15 protein-coding genes, 1 tRNA gene and 1 pseudogene are annotated in these 18,092 nt (G+C 59.7%); 7 read left to right on the top strand and 10 right to left on the bottom strand.

The window, feature by feature from the left end; translation table 11 throughout:
• Window positions 1-77 precede the first annotated feature (77 nt).
• From AC25BC_RS16190 to AC25BC_RS16175, 4 genes are read left to right on the top strand one after another with little or no spacing between them, the layout of a single operon-like run.
• A complete protein-coding gene (locus AC25BC_RS16190) occupies window positions 78-926 on the top strand; it encodes an ABC transporter permease (protein ID WP_012758593.1) in 849 nt (282 codons plus the stop codon).
• Complete coding sequence (locus AC25BC_RS16185) at window positions 923-2,224, top strand: ABC transporter ATP-binding protein (RefSeq protein WP_012758592.1); 1,302 nt, start codon at window positions 923-925, stop codon at window positions 2,222-2,224. Before AC25BC_RS16190 ends, AC25BC_RS16185 begins: the two co-directional genes overlap by 4 nt.
• The gene (locus AC25BC_RS16180; protein ID WP_113546066.1) at window positions 2,224-3,408 is read left to right on the top strand and encodes a glycosyltransferase family 2 protein; all 1,185 of its coding nucleotides are present in this window, start codon (window positions 2,224-2,226) and stop codon (window positions 3,406-3,408) included. Before AC25BC_RS16185 ends, AC25BC_RS16180 begins: the two co-directional genes overlap by 1 nt.
• On the top strand, window positions 3,401-4,768 hold the full coding sequence (locus tag AC25BC_RS16175) for a glycosyltransferase (RefSeq protein WP_113546065.1): 1,368 nt from the start codon (window positions 3,401-3,403) through the stop codon (window positions 4,766-4,768). Before AC25BC_RS16180 ends, AC25BC_RS16175 begins: the two co-directional genes overlap by 8 nt.
• A gap of 20 nt (window positions 4,769-4,788) precedes the next feature.
• Here the strand turns inward: AC25BC_RS16175 and AC25BC_RS16170 are convergent.
• From AC25BC_RS16170 to xylF, 8 genes and pseudogenes are all read right to left on the bottom strand, one after another.
• Window positions 4,789-5,104, bottom strand: a pseudogene (locus AC25BC_RS16170) (glycosyl transferase); the annotation flags it as partial.
• A 28-nt stretch (window positions 5,105-5,132) separates the two neighbouring features.
• Window positions 5,133-6,086, bottom strand: coding sequence for an NAD-dependent epimerase/dehydratase family protein (locus AC25BC_RS16165; RefSeq protein WP_012758588.1), 954 nt, complete (start codon window positions 6,084-6,086; stop codon window positions 5,133-5,135).
• Between the two features lie 840 nt (window positions 6,087-6,926).
• Window positions 6,927-8,303 (bottom strand): peptidoglycan L,D-endopeptidase MepK, encoded by a 1,377-nt coding sequence (locus AC25BC_RS16160; protein ID WP_026157450.1) that lies wholly within the window; start codon window positions 8,301-8,303, stop codon window positions 6,927-6,929.
• A 463-nt stretch (window positions 8,304-8,766) separates the two neighbouring features.
• The gene (locus AC25BC_RS16155; RefSeq protein WP_017994903.1) at window positions 8,767-9,129 is read right to left on the bottom strand and encodes a hypothetical protein; all 363 of its coding nucleotides are present in this window, start codon (window positions 9,127-9,129) and stop codon (window positions 8,767-8,769) included.
• A 215-nt stretch (window positions 9,130-9,344) separates the two neighbouring features.
• Window positions 9,345-9,421 (bottom strand) — tRNA-Arg (locus AC25BC_RS16150).
• 205 nt (window positions 9,422-9,626) lie between these two features.
• The gene (locus tag AC25BC_RS16145; RefSeq protein ID WP_003561812.1) at window positions 9,627-10,409 is read right to left on the bottom strand and encodes an ATP-binding cassette domain-containing protein; all 783 of its coding nucleotides are present in this window, start codon (window positions 10,407-10,409) and stop codon (window positions 9,627-9,629) included.
• A 14-nt stretch (window positions 10,410-10,423) separates the two neighbouring features.
• The gene (locus AC25BC_RS16140) at window positions 10,424-11,737 is read right to left on the bottom strand and encodes a sugar ABC transporter permease (protein ID WP_012758585.1); all 1,314 of its coding nucleotides are present in this window, start codon (window positions 11,735-11,737) and stop codon (window positions 10,424-10,426) included.
• 266 nt (window positions 11,738-12,003) lie between these two features.
• Window positions 12,004-13,044 (bottom strand): D-xylose ABC transporter substrate-binding protein, encoded by a 1,041-nt coding sequence (gene xylF / locus AC25BC_RS16135; RefSeq protein WP_003542055.1) that lies wholly within the window; start codon window positions 13,042-13,044, stop codon window positions 12,004-12,006.
• A gap of 227 nt (window positions 13,045-13,271) precedes the next feature.
• Here xylF and AC25BC_RS16130 point away from each other — a divergent pair, with 227 nt between their 5' ends.
• A complete protein-coding gene (locus AC25BC_RS16130) occupies window positions 13,272-14,522 on the top strand; it encodes an ROK family transcriptional regulator (RefSeq protein WP_113546063.1) in 1,251 nt (416 codons plus the stop codon).
• A gap of 309 nt (window positions 14,523-14,831) precedes the next feature.
• On the opposite strand, the gene iolG is transcribed toward AC25BC_RS16130, so the two are convergent.
• Entirely contained in the window at window positions 14,832-15,824 is a 993-nt protein-coding gene (gene iolG, locus AC25BC_RS16125; RefSeq protein ID WP_012758583.1) for an inositol 2-dehydrogenase, read from the bottom strand.
• A 313-nt stretch (window positions 15,825-16,137) separates the two neighbouring features.
• On the opposite strand from iolG, the gene AC25BC_RS16120 reads away from it, so the two are divergent.
• Window positions 16,138-16,419 (top strand): hypothetical protein, encoded by a 282-nt coding sequence (locus tag AC25BC_RS16120; protein WP_026157448.1) that lies wholly within the window; start codon window positions 16,138-16,140, stop codon window positions 16,417-16,419.
• 103 nt (window positions 16,420-16,522) lie between these two features.
• Complete coding sequence (locus AC25BC_RS16115) at window positions 16,523-16,816, top strand: hypothetical protein (RefSeq protein ID WP_487778523.1); 294 nt, start codon at window positions 16,523-16,525, stop codon at window positions 16,814-16,816.
• A gap of 120 nt (window positions 16,817-16,936) precedes the next feature.
• Here AC25BC_RS16115 and AC25BC_RS16110 read toward each other — a convergent pair whose 3' ends face one another.
• Window positions 16,937-17,815: a Hint domain-containing protein gene (locus tag AC25BC_RS16110; protein ID WP_128438245.1), complete on the bottom strand. Its 879-nt coding sequence runs from the start codon at window positions 17,813-17,815 to the stop codon at window positions 16,937-16,939.
• Between the last annotated feature and the right edge of the window lie 277 nt (window positions 17,816-18,092).

The following is an 18,092-nucleotide window of genomic DNA, read 5'->3' as shown; positions in this document are numbered from 1 at the left end:
CGTGTCAGTTCGCGAGTATGATGATCTTTACTACTTTGAGGCAAGGTGTATTTAACCGGTGGCAAAAGTGAGCCGAAATGCCTGAACAGCTCAAGGATGATGCGCTTGATCGCGCGAAGCGACGGGACCAATACTGGCGCCGTGATCAGTGGAAGTCCTTGATCCACATCTGTCTGCAATGGAACGATTTGCTGTTAGAACTTCTGGCACGCGATCTGAAGATGAGATATCAACGGTCCGCAATTGGCCTCGGCTGGTCCTTGATGCGGCCATTGAGCCAGCTGCTGGTTTTTTCGCTGATCTTTCGTCACGTTCTGCCTCTAGATATTCCCCATTACACCACTTTCGTCTTTTCCGGCGTGTTGGCCTGGGGTTGGCTCAGCACTGCGGTACCCGCAGCGACGACTTCCATAACCGGCAGCAGCGAACTGGTGCGCCGGCCGGGCTTTCCGGTCGGCATACTTCCTGTTGTCGCAGTCATCACACAAGCAGTGCACCTTCTGCTCGCTCTGCCACTCCTCTTCATCATCTCGTTTATCGAGACCGGGGGCCTGACTTTGAGCGTCGTCGCACTTCCACTCGTCTTCCTTGCGCAGGCGCTATTCACGATGGGCCTGTCCTATCTTGTTGCGATTGCGCATGTCCACTTCCGGGATACTCAACATTTGGTAGGCGTAGTTTTGATGCTGGGTTTCTACCTGACACCCGTGTTCTACAGCCCACTTAAGGCGAGTGAGCCGATGGCGTTAATTCACACCTTGAACCCGATGGCCTGGATTCTCGAGGGCTACCGCGCCATTTTCGTCGAACACGCGTGGCCTCCCGTTGATATCTATTGGAAGACTGCGCTGATTTCTTTGCCGATGCTATTTGCTGGAATTTGGCTGGTCGAGCGCGGCAGCGCAAGCCTAGTGGACGAACTATGAGACAAGGCGCCATCACCGTCCACGACGTCGGCAAGCGCTACCGTGCGCAAGGGGGTGCACGCTCCACCACGTTGAAGGGTTACCTTTTGTCCGGACGGTCCGTGGTGCCGTCGAAAAGCTTTTGGGGCCTGCGCCACATCAGCTTCGCGGTTGCGCCAGGGCAAGCTGTCGGCGTGGTCGGGCTAAACGGGGCCGGGAAGTCCACTTTGCTGCGTCTGATCGGCGGCGTTGGTCGTCCCGACGAAGGGCAGATCAAGGTGATGGGTCGAATTGGCGCCTTGCTCGACATCGGGGCGGGCTTGACCGACGATTTGACGGGGCGCGAGAACATCTTCCTGCTGGGTGTTATCGCGGGAATGCGGCGGACCGAGGTTGCCGAGCGGTTTGACGAGATTGTAGCCTTCGCCGAGCTGGAGGCGGCCGTTGAGAACCCGGTTCGCAGTTATAGCACCGGGATGCGCATGCGCCTGGCATTCGCCGTGGCAGTCCATGTGCGCCCGGACATCTTGCTTATCGATGAGGCCCTCGCCGTAGGCGACCAAGCCTTCCAGCAGAAGTGCATTGCAAGAGTGAAGGAGATACTGAACGACGGCGCCACTATCTTCTTCGTGTCACACGACGTCTCGCAGGTAAGAGAAATCTGCGACTACGTGCTGTTCCTGAGAGGCGGACGCGTCGTGGGCTACGGACCAATCGACGAAATGCTCCCACTTTATACCTCGGCTGTCGAGGCGAAGGTCGCCAGTGTCCAGCACGAACCGTTCGGCGTTACAAAATTGCCCGTCGAGCTTGTGCCGCAGGTCAGCCGGTTCGGCAATGGCGAACTCCAGATCACAGCCGTAGCATTGCTGAACGAGCAAGGCATGCCGACAAGTACCATCGTTGCGGGCGACCGGCTGTCGATTTCACTGACCTATGTGGGCGCCACCAGAGATCGCAACGCCGTTATCGTCATCGGCATCTATGCGGCGGACGATACGTGCTGCTTCGAGACCGACAGCAAGTTGGCCGAATTCGCCCCTCTCGTAGATACGGACACGGTGCGCATCGAAACAACACTCAATCGTATCGACCTGGCGCCAGGCGACTATCGCGTTACGGTGGGCCTTTTTTCGGCAGACTGGCAGCAGGTTTACGATTATCATGCTGAAGTCTATCCTCTCGCCGTGACCGGCCCCGGCCCAAGAAAGGGTATGCTGAATCCCCCGACACAGTGGCAGCAGGTGCAGTCGCGCCCCACCGCGACCTCGCCGGACCACGGCTCATTGGGGCAGCACAGCTTGGATCCGAACTCCTGATGCGCCTTGCGGTCCGAGACATCGACATTCTTGACCTTCCGCCAGATTTTGGGCCGACTGGTGACTATCAGGGTGCACTTGTGCTGATCCGGGTCGCCGGTCGTCCGTGCGGCCAAGCTGTGATCGCCTTCGACACCGATGGCGGCAAGACGCCAATTAAGGATCGGATTCTGTCTGCGGCCAGTTCGTCGGTGTTCGAGGCTTGGCTGAGGCATCGGCTGGCCCTCCCTGACCCGTCGCCGACTCCAAATCAGCTGCCGAAAGCTTCCGTCGTGATCTGCACGCGCGATCGTACCGAAGATCTGGAGCGCTGCCTCACCGGGCTTTTGGCTATGCCCGATAAGGCCGATATTCTAGTCGTCGACAATGCCCCATCGAACGAGGCCACGCGAGATTTAGTCGGGCGCTTCGATACTGTGAGATATCTGCGCGAGCCGCGTCCTGGTCTTGACGTCGCGCGCAATACTGCCCTTCGCAACACAGAAGCAGACGTCGTCGCCTTCATCGACGACGATGCGGTCCCCGACCCGCTATGGCTTAGAACCTTGCTTCGCAATTTCGAGGACCCCCTGGTGCTGGCCGTAACCGGCCTTACTATGGCGTCCGAGCTGGAAACGGACTCGCAGATCGCCTTTCAACATTTTGGCGGTTTTTGCCGTGGTTTCAGGCGTCAGGTCTATGACGCCTACAACCTGGACCCTTTCACCGGATGGCATGCGGGTGCCGGTGTCAACATGGCATTGCGCCGAACGATGGTTGACGTGGTGGGGTGGTTCGACGAGGCCCTCGACGCTGGAACACTAAGTCTGGCTGGTGGCGACACAGACATGTTCCGGCGCGTGCTCGAAGCCGGGTATCGGATCATCTACGATCCCGAAGCTCTGAACTGGCACCGCCATCGTCGCTCAAGCAAGGAACTGCAGCAGCAGATGTATGGCTACGAGGCTGCATCGCTCGCCATCTTGACGAAGGCCCTCGTGTTCGAGGGAAACCCGCGTGCGCTCCCTCGCATGGTTCGTTCGTACATCAGGCTTTTTCGGCGATTGTTTCAACCTCGACGGACACACCAATTCAGCCTGCCTTACAACGACGCCTTAACCCAGTTCAGAGGGGCTGCGAGCGGCCCGGTTCGTTATCTGAGGGCGCGGGCGCGAGCAGTGAAGGCAGGGCATAAGCGTGGTTGACATCAGCGTTATCATACCAACCCATAATCGTGCTGCCATGCTGAGATCGCTTCTGGGCAAGCTCGACGCCCAGCGAGATGGGACCCCAGCGTTCGAAGTCCTGGTTGTGGCTGACGGGTGTGAGGACGACACGTCGACAATGCTCGCGTCGCTTCGTACCCGCGTTCCGCTTCGTACCCTGTCGTTGCCGGGCGTCGGTCCGGCACTCGCCCGCAATGCGGGGTCGCAGGTCGCGAGCGGCCGTTTATTGATCTTCCTTGATGACGACATTGAGCCCGGGGAAAACTTCGTTGGGGCGCACGTCGTTGAACATCAGCGCCACCCTGGGGGCGTAGTGATGGGCCCCTATCCGCCACTTCCGCACATTGCAAGGGACCGCTTCCGCCTCAGCGCGCGCGCATGGTGGACGAGGCACTTCGAGCGCGTGTCCCTCCCTGGACATCAGTTCGCCTTTACCGATGTGCTGACAGGAAACCTTTCGCTGGATGCGGAACTATTTCACGCAATGGGCGGCCTCGATCCTCAATTCGCCCGTGCACGAGAAGACTTCGAATTTGGTCTGCGTCTGATCAAAAAGGGAGTTCCAATTCGTTTTGCTCCTGACGCATTGGGCTATCATCTCGAACATCAGACGGCGACACTGACCGGAAAGATGGTGCGCAGGCATCAAGAGGGACGCTCCGATGCCTTGATGGCTCGCAAGCACCCCGACATACAGCGGCGGCTCGAGATCCATCGGTTTGCCGGAAAAAAGGGGCGGAAAAAACGTCTGCAAAGGATCATCGCTACCCGCGCCGGTTCTGTCCTTGACCCCCTCGTCAAGGCTGGCCCCCGCGTCCTCCAAATGTTGGAAAAGGCTGGCCTTCGCAGGCTCTATGAGAAGGTAGAGCGACAGCTCAATGGATATCATTATCTTCGCGGCGCCGCGGAAGTTTTGGGTGAGGATTGGCGGCTTCCGACGGATCCGACAGCTTCCGCTGACGAAATCGAGGTGCTCGAGATCAATCTGGACCAAGGCCTTGAGGCAGCCGAAGCTATGCTGGCGGAACGCCGACCCCTCGCTGCTCGTATCGTGAATGGGACGGTACCCGTCGGCGACATGGGTCACCAGATCGGCGCCGAACCGTGGGACGCACGGCATCTCCGTCCGTGGCTGAACGGCCAGGCAATACGCGGATATCTTCCTGTGGCGCTTGCCGAATGGCAGATTCAGCCGAACAACGTCCCCCCGCATTTGTCCGACTTCACATTGAACACCCTCAATAACCCCGGTTTCCGCGCGCATATAATCGAACAGCACGTCCAATGGATGCAGGCGAAACTGAGTTCAGCACTCTATGACAATACGACCAAATCGTAGCGGCCGACGCTGCTGCGGCCGAGTGCCAGGTTCAGACGCCCTACCGCGCTCATGCCGATGCGCCTGCCGTGGGGCAGTTCCGGCTGTCGAGTACGGCACGCTCGGCGAGTGCCGCCGCCGTCTCAGGCCTTTCGATTAGGCTTGTCCTACGGGAAGACCATCCGACAGGAAGACCACGAGCCCATCGGAGACCAGGAGCGAAACGGCATCACGGTGAGAGGTGGCGAGATCAAGATAGTGAATCGATATGAGAAAACTTATATCCTTCAGATCGGACGGAAGTGGTTCCCGCATCATCACTCTCTCAATCACGTCGTGAACATACGCCATCTGCACCTGGGACGAGAATCTCGAAAGTCATAGTTTATTCCGCGGCGTGCCTCATTTGGTCCCTGAACCAGTCGAGAGTCATCGCCACGCCCTGTTCGTAGGTGATGTTGCACGACCATTCGGGCATGACATAGTGCGCATTGGTCAAATCAGGCCGTCTGTTCGTGGGGTCCTGCGGTGGTGACGGCTCGAAGACGATCGGCACGCCGCCAACGAGCCTGGAGACATATTGCGCGACCTCGAGAACCGAAATCTCGCGATCATTGCCGACGTTCAGAGGCCCCTTATAGTCGGTTTCATTTATCCAGAAATATCGCGCGAAACCATCGACAACGTCATCGACATAGCCCCAACTGCGTGACTGAAGACCGTCACCGAACACGGTAATCGGGCGACCCGAAAGCGCCTGGGTGATGAAGTTGGAGACCGCGCGCCCATCGTCGGAGCGTGTCCGGGGACCATAGATATTGAAGGGGCGAACGATCTTGACGTCGAGCCCTTGGGTACGCTGCATCTCGAACAGCAGCGACTCAGTGCACCTTTTGCTTTCGTCGTAGGACGAGCGCGGTCCGGTGCAGTCGACCTGACCCTTGTAGGATTCCGGCTGCGGCGACACCAGAGGATCGCCATAGACTTCGGAAGAGGAGGTGAAACCGAAACGTCCGCCCTTCTTCAGCAAGTCGAGCAACCGGAATGCCCCGAGAAGATTGGCGGAGATCGTTCTCTTCGGCTCCTTCATGTACCACGGCGGCGATGCGGGGGATGCAAGGTGATAGATTTCGTCGAACTTATCCGAGGTCTGCAGCGTCTCGACATCAGATTTCACGAAGTGGAAACGGGGGTCGCGGATGTGCGCGATATTTTCGAAAAGCCCGGTCCAGAGGTTGTCAACAACGACTAGCTTCTGGACGTCCTTCCTCAGCAAAAGTCGATCGCACAAGTGGGATCCGATGAAGCCAGCCCCGCCAGAAATCAATACGCTTTTCATTGCTTCGTGCCTCGTGACTTGAGATTAAGCTGTTTGCTTATTAGCATCACCTGTAATGCATGACAATTATTTAGAAGAGTTCTAAGAATTACTCACTTATTAATGTCAATTGTTAAAAGTAACCACTTTAAGGTGTTTCTGACGAGCTGCGCTCGACAACGAGCAGCCGGGCCGGACCGGATGCTACAGATGTTCGTCGCGCGATCATCGTGACCTGCCCAATCTCGACCATCCGTTCCATGAGACGGCCGCGACCATTTGCGGTTCGATCGGAGGAATCGGCATGGTATCGAGAACCTCTCCAACGAGTTCCGGATCCAGGGAGCTGAGGTTGCCTGTGGAAAGGAGGGTTCCGAATGTGTGTTATATTTTCGAAAGGTCCGGTGCAAAGATTGTCAACAACAGCCAGTTTCTGGGTATCATTTTCGAAGTAGAAATCGTCGCATAAATGCGATCCAATGAAGCTGACCCCGTTTCTCACATCGTTTCGCCTCGTTACTTGAGAATATATTATTGTTATTACAGCGATCGACAGTTTAGTATGGGCACGAAGTCCGGGGGTGGATCGGACTTTGGTCTGAATTTCGCGCGCGCGGAAACGTCGTCATAGAAGTCGACAGCGCTTCTGGTTCGGGACGCTTATCTCGGCTTCCCGCCATTCGTGGTGACGCTGGGCTTGCTGTCGATTGCCCGAGCCCGGCAGGCGTTACATCGAACAACCGTCGTCTGGCGCTGGGCAAGGGGCGCTTGGTTTTTCGAGATCGCAAAGCCGGTTCTCACCGGGTCGTTCTGGCGCGGCTGACCGGCTTCGTCCGGCGTATCAAGCCTTGATGATTGAGGTCAGCCCTCCGGGGGCGACGCAAACCGGCTCGCATCGAACAGGTCTGTCGCGGCGACCGGAATGATATCCTCACCTGACGTCGCGACATTGACCTCACGATGAACCGTGCGGGGGGAAACGCGAGGCGCGTTCAATCCCATTACTTCGCCGGGAGAATGCAGCGCCCATTTCATCAGCGCCGCGTCGGACGTCGATTCAAAGAAACTTGCTTCTTCCCAGGAAGCGGTCATGGGCAGAGAGGCGATCATATCAGCGCCCTGCTTGGAGGCCTGGTGTGCAACACGGAGGGGTTCGAAGCGGGCGTAGGCCGGCAATGCAGGCGCCGGCCTGTCCGGAAGGACATCAATTGGGCCGATCGACGCAGTCTCCAGTTTGTCATCTGCGCCCGCGTCGTGCTTGAGGGCGGGCGGGCGCATCGCCGGTATCGGAATCGGCAAAGATGAAACATCCCCCGCGGACCGTTTGTCGTCCCGCTCGACCGCGCCGGTTTGCAGCGCGAGCGCATTCAATGCCCGGCTTCTGGGCGCGGGCAGAAGCGCCGTCACGAGCTTATTGTCTATGGTGTCGCCGTTCGGCCTGGCCGACGCGCTCACGTCTTCGTCTTCTCCCGCGCTGCTGGCGATCTGGATCGAGGTGGGGCCGCCGCGCTTCTTGTAGTTTGCAACCGCCTGATTGTATCCCGGCAGCGGCCTGCCATCGGCCGGGAGATGGATCGTCTGCCCATTCGGGAATATTCGAGCGAGTTCCTGCCGGGACATGCGGGGCCAGGCCCTGACATTGCCGACATCGAGATGCACGAAGGGCGATCCCGAGGTAGGGTAATATCCGACACCGCCGACCTGCATCTGCATTGCAAGCGCACGCAGCGTCGAAAGCTTCACGCCGGGAACGTAGAAGTCCATCGCCTTGCCCAGCATGTGCTGGCTCTTCTTGGCGACGCCCGTGATGCGCGAGCGGTTGCGGAGCATGTTGTTGGTGGTGGGCGAACGATAGGCGGAGACGATGTGGATGTAGTCCTTGCCGCCGCTGCGCTTGTACACCTCCCAGACCAGGTCGAGCAGCCGGGGATCCATCCGGGTCGGCTCGTTCCTTCGCCAGTCGCGCAGAAACCGATTGATCTGGGTGAGGCCCTTTGGATCGAACTTTCCGTCCCGCTTGTAGGTGATCGTGGCCCTCTCGCCTGTATGGGTAAAGAACAGCTTCAGGGCCCGATCTTCCGCCGAGGCAAATGTTGCGGAGCCGACAAGTGCGGGCAGCGCAAACAGAGCCGGCAGAATGGTCTTTGCGACGAACCGTTCCGCACGCGACAGCAGTGTGGCAATTCCGCCCAAGGCTCCGCCCGATAATCCTTGCACTGGATACTTCAACACGAACAATTCCGTCCTACACCAAACACTCGACGGTGTGCGGGAATCTCCGCATCCATCACGCTTAGTAAAGCCAGCTTATGGTCAACAAATTGCTAACGAGCGGATGCGTATGCTCAGCGAAGTGAGGATGCGCGTCATCACAAGCGCAATCGGACCCTACGCCCGCGAGAGGAGCGCATCGAGCGCATTCTGTGCTGCTCTGAAATCCCCGCCGCTCTGAAACGGTTACAACCGCTCCCAACCTTCAGTCTCCCGGAACACGCGACCTCAACTCCCGCCTAGCGGCTGACCAGAACATGCATCGACCTTAAACCCGGATCAATCAATAGGGCGGGCCAGTTGGGAATGAGGCATCCGATGCGCTGCTAACCGCCAGCCTCGTCGATCGGTAGAGACGCGACGCCTTGCCCAGAAATGCGTACCTCGGTCGGAACTGGAAAAGTTCGCTGAACAAACTCTGGCTATGTCCTTAGAAGTTTGGACTATCCTCATGGCCCTCCAACTCAGGACACCCCCTGATGTTGCCGAAACCGATCGTTCGCCGGTCGCCCGATTCATCCAGACCACTGAGCACGATGACATTGTCATCCTGCTGTATAATCTCGCTACGATAGATGCCGGCCCGAAGCGCCCGGTTTTTCGCCTGGCTTATGTTGCATTGCCCGGGCGGCGGAGTGACGTGCCAGTATCTCGTCCCTTGCCCATCCGAGTGCCATCCGCCCGAAGCTGCGAATGCTGACAGGCTGGATAGCAGTATCCCAGACGCCAATATTGCGCTGCCTAGAACCAGTTTCATGTAACCTCCGTAAGCTGCGGCAGGGCTGGTCTTCATTCTGCTTGTCCTGTTTTCAACGGACAGCCGGGTTTCCCATGGCGTCACCACATTAGGTGGCTCGCGCTAACACTGTGCTAACGCCCGCTTCGGCGGCAATTTCCGGATACTAAAAACAAAGGTTTTTTTCGACGCGGTTCGCCTTGTGCTACCGATGTCACCGCTCGGAGGAAGAGCAAGTAAAGGGAAATATTTCAATAATTTCAATGTGTTTGTGGCGCACCCGACAGGATTCGAACCTGTGACCTTTGGAATCGGAATCCAACACTCTATCCAGCTGAGCTACGGGTGCATGCCTACGGCGGTTTGAATCGCCTGTCCGATGGGTGGTTCTTAGCCTAGCTTGCGGCTGGCTTCAATCGCGAAATTCTCAGAAATACGGGTGCTTGCGCTTTGAAGGGTGTTTTTATCCGTCGGCCCGGGGAATGCTTACAGAAATCTCCGCCGGCCTTGCGGGCGGCGGAGTGTGTTTGTCGCGAGCTGTCGCTTTGTGGCGGTCAGATCTGCATGGCGCCGGGGCCGGGGATGGCCTTTGACGGTACCTTGCCGAGGATGATCATGCCGAGGACCTCGTCCTTGGTCACATCCTCGGTGCGGGCGTGGCCGACGACCTGGCCGTTCTTCATCACCGAGACGCGGTCGGCGAGGTCGAAGACGTCGTGGATGTCGTGGCTGATGAGGAAGATGCCGATGCCTTCCTTCTTCAGTTGCTTGATCAGCTCGCCAACCTGCGCCGTCTCCTGGGGGCCGAGCGCTGCCGTCGGCTCGTCCATGATCAGGATGCGGGCGTTGAAGAGGATCGCACGGGCGATCGCCACCGATTGCCGCTGGCCGCCCGAAAGCGCCTTCACCGGCTCCTTGAAGCGCTTGAAGTTGGGGTTGAGGCGCCCCATCACCTCGCGGGCCGAGGCTTCCATCGCCACGTCGTCGAGCGTGCCCCAGCGGGTCTTCAGCTCGCGGCCGAGATAGAGGTTGGCGGCGGCGTCGACATTGTCGGCGACGGCGAGCGTCTGGTAGATCGTCTCGATCCCGTATTTCTTGGCATCGCGCGGATTGCGGATATCGGCAGGCTCGCCGTTGATCAGGATCTCGCCGCCATCACGCTTGTAGGCGCCGGAGAGGATCTTGATGAGCGTCGACTTGCCGGCGCCGTTATGGCCGAGCAAGGCGACCACTTCGCCGGGGTAGAGATCGACCGAGGCATTGTCCACGGCGTGAATGCCGCCGAAGGAGATCGAGATGTTTTTCAGTTCCACGAGGGGAGTGCGTTGATCAGCCATGTCTGGGGCTCCTCTCACTTGGCACGGGCGCGGTAGACGGTGTCGAGCCAGACCGCCACGACAAGGACGGTGCCGACGACGACGCTCTGCAGCGGCGTATCGACATGCGCGAGCACCATGCCCGACTGCAGCGACTGCATGACGAGCGCGCCGAGCATTGCGCCGGCGATGGTGCCGGTACCGCCTGCCAGCGACGTTCCGCCAATGACGGCGGCGGCGATGGTGTAGAGCTCGTCGAGCGTACCCTGCGAGTTGGTCGCGGCATTGAGGCGGGCGGTGGAGATCGCCGCTGCTATGGCTGCGAGAATGCCCATCAGCGCGAAGATGCGCACGGTGACCCAGCGGGTCTTGATGCCGGCGAGCTCGGCCGCTTCGGGGTTGCCGCCGATTGCGAAGACGTAGCGGCCGAAGCGCAGCCTTGTCGCGATGAAGGTCATGATGATGCCGACGACGATGGCGATCAGCACCGGCACGGCGATACCGTAGGGGATATCCAGGCCGGTCTCGGGCCAGGGAATATTGTTGGTCTCGGCATATTTCTTGGCGATGTTGATCGGCCAGTAATAGCTGTTGGCGATCCAGACCGCGCCGAGGATGAGCACGCAGCTCAGGATGGCGAGGAAATATTCAGCCCACATCGGCCGGCGGGGGAAACCGAAGCGCCGGCGCTGCCGGCGCGAGCCGACGATGCTGGCGATGACGAAGAGGCAGGCGCAGATGCCGACAATCCAGCTCCAGGTGGCGCCGATCGAGCCTTCGGCACCGCCGCCCATGATGCGGAAGGTCTGGTCCATCGGCGCAACCGTCTGGCCGCTGGTGACGAGCCAGGTGGCGCCGCGCCAGACGAGCAGGCCGCCGAGCGTGACGATGAAGGAGGGAACGTTGAGGAAGGCGATGATGATGCCCTGGAAGGCGCCGATCAGGCAGCCTGCCGCCAATCCGACCAGCAGCGTGATCGCCCAGGTGAAGGGGCTGTCGAAACCGATATATTCCGGCAGGATCTTGGCCTGCGTCACGCCCATGATCATGCCGCAGAGGCCGAGCACGGAACCGACCGAAAGGTCGATGTTGCGGGTGACGATGATCAGCACCATGCCCGTCGTCATGACGGCGATGTCGGTCGTCTGGACCGAGAGGTTCCAGAGATTGCGCGGAGTCAGGAAGAGGCCGCCGGTGATGATGTGGAAGCCGATCCAGATGATGATCAGCGCGCCGATCATGCCGAGCAGACGCGTGTCGATCTCGGTGGCGCGGAAAAAGCGGGTCACCGGACTGGCTTCCGCCGCTCGCGGTCCGCTTGATGTTGTGGATTTTACCATTTCGGCCATGGGTTTGCCGTTCCCCCACTTTGTTTGGACGGACGCGCCGGCGTGCTAGAGGCTGCCATCGGCGTCATGCATCTGTTCTTCAACTCACCATCGCGATGCTTCCGGAAGCCGGTCGCGTGGCGTCGCGACACCCTTCCGGCAGGGAATGAAAACCCGCGATGGTGCGGCGAGGCGGAGAAAACTTCGTCGTTGGAATTCTCATCCGCATCCGGCGCCGCAACGGTGTTTCGCTGCGGCGCCGGCAATTCCAGTTTACAAGCCCTGGCTTACTTGCAGGCAGCGACGCTGTCGGCCTTGACGCCCTGGCACGCTTCCGCCTTGGAGATCCAGCCGGCGTCGATGACGACGTTCAGATTGTCCTTGGTGATCGCAAGCGGCTTCAGGAAGACCGACTGCATTTCGACGCCCTTGGGGCCGCCCTTGAAAGCCTGGGCGCCGTCGATCTTGCTCATGTCCTTGCCGCCGGCGAGGTCGAGAGCGATTTCAGCGGCGCGCTGGCCGAGTTCGCGGCTGTCCTTCCAGACGGAAACCGTCTGCGTGCCGAGAGCGATGCGGTTGAGGGCCGCCTTGTCACCGTCCTGGCCGGAAACCGGAACGGAGCCGGCGAGGCCCTGTGCGTCGAGAGCAGCGATCGCGCCACCGGCGGTGCCGTCATTCGAGGCGACGACGGCGTCAACCTTGTTGTTGTTGGCGGTCAGGAACTGCTCCATGTTGCGCTGAGCGTTCTCCGGCAGCCAGCCGTCGGTATAGGCTTCGCCGACATTCTTGATCTTGCCGGCGTCGATGGCGGCCTTCAGGACTTCCTGCTGGCCCGAGAACAGGAAGTCAGCATTCGGATCGGAAGACGAGCCCTTGATGAAGACGTAATTGCCTTCCGGCTTGGCCTTGAAAACGCCTTCAGCCTGCAGTCGGCCGACTTCCTTGTTGTCGAAGGTAATGTAGAAGGCAGCTGGGTTTTCGATCAGGCGGTCGTAGCCGACGACGGGGATGCCTTCAGCGGCGGCCTTCTCGATGGCCGGGCCGATCGCATCGGAATCCTGGGCGAGAATGATCAGCGCGTTGGCGCCCTGGGAGATCAGCGATTCGACGTCGGTAAGCTGCTTTGCGGCAGAAGACTGCGCGTCAGCGGAAATATACTTGGCGCCCTTGGCTTCGAGAGCCTTCTTGATGGCGGCTTCGTCCGTCTTCCAGCGTTCTTCCTGGAAATTCGACCAGGAAACACCGACGACGAGATCGGCAGCCATGGCAGCGGTATGCACGGAAACGAGGATGGCAGCACCTGCCATCAATTTCAAAATAGACTTCATAATGTCCTCCCGAGTGGATTGCGACCGGCCCAGCCCATGCTTCCTCCGGCCACCGCGAATAGCTGTCGAGAAAGGTTCGGATTTTTTTCTCGACAGTCGAGAAATTTAGTGTCAGAGATTTTTTCAACTGTCAACACTGCACTGCCAGCTTAATTTCCTTGCGAAACATCGGCTGGAGATGCAGTGGAAACCACGGGAAGAGCAAGCAGGAGGAGAGGGCGGCATTCATGCTGACCAAATCGAGCACGGAGCTGGTCCGGCAGAGAAACAGCGTGCTCGTGCTGTCCGTGCTGCGTCGCCACGGTGCGCTCGCGCATACCGAAATATCCGATTTCACCGGGCTGTCGTCGGCCACCATTTCGGCGATCACCACTGAGCTGGAAAAAGCCCAGATCATCGAAAAGTCGGAACATCAGCCGGCAAGCGGCCGCGGCCGGCCACGCGTGCTGCTGCGCCAGCGGCGCGATTGCGGCTATCTTATCGTCGTCATCATCTCCTCGGATGCGGTGCAATATTCGCTGGTCGATTATGCCGGCAAGCTGATCGACCGCTTCAGTGAGGAACGTTCGCATGATCCTGCAGGCGCTGCCCGCTTCGTCGCTGCGGTGCGGGCCGGGCTTTTGCGTATTCTCGATCGTTCGAAGATCAGCCAAGAAAAGGTGCTGCTGATCTCGATCAGCAGCAAGGGGCTGGTCAATTCGACGGAGCCGGTTCTGGTATGGTCGCCGATCTTCGGCAGCGACCAGATCGATTTCGAATCGGCACTCCGGCCGGAATGGCAGGCCAAGGTGATCCTCGACAACGAGACGCTGCTGGTCGCAGCCGCGCTCGGCGCGCGTGAGGAGATGGTGAAGGGCGCCGATTTCCGTTCGCTCGCCGCCCTTTCGCTCGGCCACAGCGTCGGGCTTGGCATCGTCAGGCGCGGCAACCAGACGGGCCAGGAGATATCGGCGCCGAATTTCGGGCACATGCTGCACATGGCCAACGGTGGGCTCTGCCGCTGCGGCACCCGCGGCTGCATCGAGGCCTATGCCGGTTTCTACGCGATCCTGCGCAGCGCCTTCGAAGTGCCGCTCGATACGATCCCGGCAAAGTTCGTGCCGGTGGCGGAACTGGACAAGATCGCCGCAAAGGCGCGCCAGGGCCACCGCGTCCCCGCCTTTGCCTTCCGCCAGGCGGGGCTGGCGCTCGGCAACGGGCTGTCGCGCATGCTGAGCTTGACGGAGCGCATGCCGATCGCCATCACCGGGCCGGGCACGCGTTATTACGACCTTCTTCGGCAAGGGATCGAAGAGGGTCTCGGGCAGTCGCATATTGTGCGCATGGAAGGCATGCCCGAGATCAGGGTGGTGGCCGACGAGCAGATCCTCGTCTTCGAAGGACATCTGAACCGGGCGCTGTCTGTCATCGACGAGGATATCGTTCTCTCGGGCGTTCAGGGAATCCAGGCATCGGCGATTATTCAGGAATCGGGTTGAGGGTTTCTTTGAACCGACGTGTGGTGATTGCAGCAGCAACGGGCCAGTCGGTAGTATGCGACTTTGAGGGGTGTGCCGTGCCAGCCCCCCTCTGGCCTGCCGGCCATCTCCCCCACAGGTGGGGAGATCACAAGTGGCTAAACCTTACCGCCCGTCTAGCGTTTCGTCGTTCTGTTACCCATCTATCGGCTGGACACAGGCCAGAGGGGGGCGTTGCGGCACGCCGTTCACCAAAAGATCTCTGAAACGCGAAATGGCCGGGCAAGTGCCCGGCCATCTCATGCATGGCTTCCGGCCGGGAGAGGGCCGTCAGCCGATCTTGATGAGCTTGCCTTCCTTGACGGACTGGACCGCGGCATCGGCGAGTGCCAGCGCTGCGAGGCCATCGGCGCCTGATGGAGAGATCTTGGAGCCCTTCTCGATCGCGGCGATGAAGCTGGCGATCTCGTTTGCATAGGCTTCGGTATAACGGGTCATGAAGAAGTCATGCAGCGGCGGGCGGGTGTAGCCTTCGCCGTTTGCGACTTCGATCGAGACCGGGCGCTGGTTTTCGGCCGAGACGAGGCCCTTGGAGCCGTGCGCCTCGATGCGCTGATCGTAGCCGTAGGTGGCGCGGCGGGAGTTGGAGATGATGGCCTGCTTGCCGGATTTCGTCTGCAGGATGACCGAGACGCTGTCATAGTCGCCAGCTTCGCCGATCGCCTTGTCGACGAGCACCGCGGCGGTCGCGAAAACCGACACCGGTTCTTCGCCGAGCAGGAAGCGGGCCATGTCGAAGTCATGGATCGTCATGTCGCGGAAGATACCGCCGGAGCGCTTGATGTAATCGACCGGCGGGGCGCCGGGGTCACGCGAGGTGATCGTCACCATCTCGACATCGCCGATCTTGCCTTCGTCGATGACTTTGCGCACCGCCATGAAATGCGGGTCGAAGCGGCGGTTGAAGCCGACCATCAGCTTGGCGCCGGTCTCTTCCACCACCTTGATGCAGGCCTTGACGCGGGCGACGTCGAGGTCGATCGGCTTTTCGCAGAAGATCGCCTTGCCGGCGCGGGCGAAGCGCTCGATCAGGTCGGCATGGGTATCCGTCGGCGTGCAGATGACGACGGCGTCGATATCCTTGGCTGCCTCGATCGCCTCGATGGTGCGGACCTCGCAGCCATAGGCGGAGGCGATCGCGTCGGCTGCCTGCGGAAAGGCGTCTGCGACCGCAACGAGCTTTGCATTGGCGTCGCCGCTGACAGCCTTTGCATGAACTTTGCCAATGCGGCCGGCGCCGAGAAGACCAAATCTCACTGTCATTCTAACCTCCCTTGAATTCGGAACAAATAAACCGAACTGCCAAAATTATGGAATTTTCATTCCACCTTCTGTGGACCGCGTCAAGCCCGCGGATCTTTCACATTTGCAAGATTCGAACCAGGCCTGTCCTGGTCGGATTGAACTATTCTGCCGGAGCAGGTTTTGGTCAGGGCAGAGCCGATCGCTTCTGATCCTGGCGGAAAGATGCCCGGCCTTTCAGCCAAGAGAATACTTTAATCTGACCAGGAAAGGCTCTAGAGACAATCACGGCATGGGCCGAAGGCAGTGCGACAAATGCGACCGCGGGGCAGGAATGCAACTCATAGATCCGAATCATCCGGCATATCGGCGCCTCTGGGTGCGAATTGCCATTGTTGCCGTCTGCTTCGGCTGGGCCGTGGTCGAACTTGTCACCGGCGATCCGTTCTGGGCGGTGCTGGCCGGCGGGGCAGGCGCCTATTCCTTCTATATATTGTTCTGGACCTTCAATCCGCAGCCTCCGGCCATCGAGCTGCCCGTGCAGCCGGACCCCGAGGACGAGGACGAACCCGCGGCGGCCGCTGAAAAACCTCCTAAGGACGGGCAGGCGGAATAGTCAGCGGCTCAATCGCCGCAGCGCTTCGTCGATCAGCAGATTGGCCAGCATCATGCGCTTCGTCGCATTGTCGCGAAAGAGCAATTCTATGCCATCGGGATGATTGGCGCGCGTGAAGGCGCGGCGCTTTTCACGGAGCGTCAGCGGCCTACCGGCACCTTTGGTTCCGCGTGCTCATTGTCGTCGTCTGTTTTGGATGGGCGATCGTCGAATTCGTCGGCGGCGACCCTTTCTGGGCGTGCTGGCCGGCGGTGCGGGTGTCTATTCCTTCTATATGCCGATCTGGCTATATGCTGATCTGGCCTTCGATCCGGCGCCGCCCGAGACTGTGGTCGTCACACCCGATGACGCGGACGGGAACGAGCCGGCAGGTGACGAAGAGAAGAAGGCCGAATAATCAAAGCGTGCCGCGATCTTTCCGATGCGCGCCACGCTTGACGTCTGGCTTGATACTCTCGCAAAACCGACGCACGGCTTCGCGTGCAGCCAGCCCGATCCCCGGCGCATTCCCGTCCTGTCAGAGTGACAATTCCTTGGCTTGCGCGTCGATCTTTTCGCAGGCATTCCCGAATGGATCGTGCATCGGTACCAGCGGCGAAACGCCGAGCAGGAAAAGCGCCTTCAAATGTGACCAGCCACCTCCCAGCAACGGCGCAAAGGATGTCATCACGATGCGTTCCTTGCCATAGAGACGCTCGTACTCTGGAAAATTGCAGAAGTTCTCGTGATTGCTGTTCTTCAGATGGAAGGACTCGGCCTCAGCACCTTCGGCAAGGATAGCTTCGTGCGTATCGAGCATGACGGCATAGTACTCGATCGATACGTCGGCGGCGGGAGTGACCGATGCAATCGTCGTGCCGTTCACGAGGTCCTTTACCTGGATCAGAATGCCGTTCAGGTGCAGCGCATGGCCAGGCGACAGATAGAGATCCGAATGGGGTGCGTGCCCGCCCAGTGCGTGGCGTGAAACCCGGATAGGCACGACGTCCTTCTGCCAGCGCGCGCCGCTCTTCTTGAAGCTTTGGCGGCCGACCCACTTTACGGAACGCGTGCTACCGTCAGGAAGGGCAACGCGATCGCCGATGCGCAGATCCTCGACAGGCTTCTCACCGCAATCCGTGAGGATCGCCGTTCCCCGCAGGAAACATTGTGCGCCGCTCCCGCTGCCGCCACCGCCACTGGAGCCACCACTTCCGCCTGAGCCACCGCTCCCGCCAGAGCCTCCACCGGAGCCGCCCCGTCCCCAAAGCCGCCCCAGCGCATTGGCCGGAGAGGTGGTAATTGCTGCGGCCAAGGCGGCCACGCCGGCAATACGAGCTCCGGCGGCTGCGGCTACACCTAGAAAATGTCTGCGCGCAGTGTTGCGTGGTAGCTTCGGATCTTCCGTAGATGACATGTCGGCGCTCTCCTGAAAAACATTTACACCGCCCTATGTTACACTGGGTTGTATCGCATTCAATTTCGCTAAATTGCGCTAGGTCCTACCGAAAAGGGCGTAGGCATGGTCTATTGGGGTCCCGAAATACGCTATTGCCGCTGCCAAAAAGCGGAAGATTTATCTGCTACCCGAACGCGAAAGAATCAAACTGATTACCATGGCCACAGGTTGAAACGCAGGAAAAGCAGCCCATATAGAATTCGCGAATCGAGCCGGAAACGGCGGCTCTTCCAAA

Source organism: Rhizobium sp. WSM409, from assembly GCF_057653825.1.
Note: the sequence above shows the minus strand (reverse complement) of the source record. Positions and strands in the feature narration are given on the sequence as shown.

Coding starts and splice junctions, on each gene's coding strand:
- AC25BC_RS16190 (WP_012758593.1), top strand. CDS start 78: ATGCCTGAACAGCTCAAGGATGATGCGCTTGATCGCGCGAAGCGACGG.
- AC25BC_RS16185 (WP_012758592.1), top strand. CDS start 923: ATGAGACAAGGCGCCATCACCGTCCACGACGTCGGCAAGCGCTACCGT.
- AC25BC_RS16180 (WP_113546066.1), top strand. CDS start 2,224: ATGCGCCTTGCGGTCCGAGACATCGACATTCTTGACCTTCCGCCAGAT.
- AC25BC_RS16165 (WP_012758588.1), bottom strand. CDS start 6,086: ATGAAAAGCGTATTGATTTCTGGCGGGGCTGGCTTCATCGGATCCCAC.
- AC25BC_RS16155 (WP_017994903.1), bottom strand. CDS start 9,129: ATGAAGACCAGCCCTGCCGCAGCTTACGGAGGTTACATGAAACTGGTT.
- AC25BC_RS16145 (WP_003561812.1), bottom strand. CDS start 10,409: ATGGCTGATCAACGCACTCCCCTCGTGGAACTGAAAAACATCTCGATC.
- AC25BC_RS16140 (WP_012758585.1), bottom strand. CDS start 11,737: ATGGCCGAAATGGTAAAATCCACAACATCAAGCGGACCGCGAGCGGCG.
- xylF (WP_003542055.1), bottom strand. CDS start 13,044: ATGAAGTCTATTTTGAAATTGATGGCAGGTGCTGCCATCCTCGTTTCC.
- AC25BC_RS16130 (WP_113546063.1), top strand. CDS start 13,272: ATGCTGACCAAATCGAGCACGGAGCTGGTCCGGCAGAGAAACAGCGTG.
- iolG (WP_012758583.1), bottom strand. CDS start 15,824: ATGACAGTGAGATTTGGTCTTCTCGGCGCCGGCCGCATTGGCAAAGTT.
- AC25BC_RS16120 (WP_026157448.1), top strand. CDS start 16,138: ATGCAACTCATAGATCCGAATCATCCGGCATATCGGCGCCTCTGGGTG.
- AC25BC_RS16110 (WP_128438245.1), bottom strand. CDS start 17,815: ATGTCATCTACGGAAGATCCGAAGCTACCACGCAACACTGCGCGCAGA.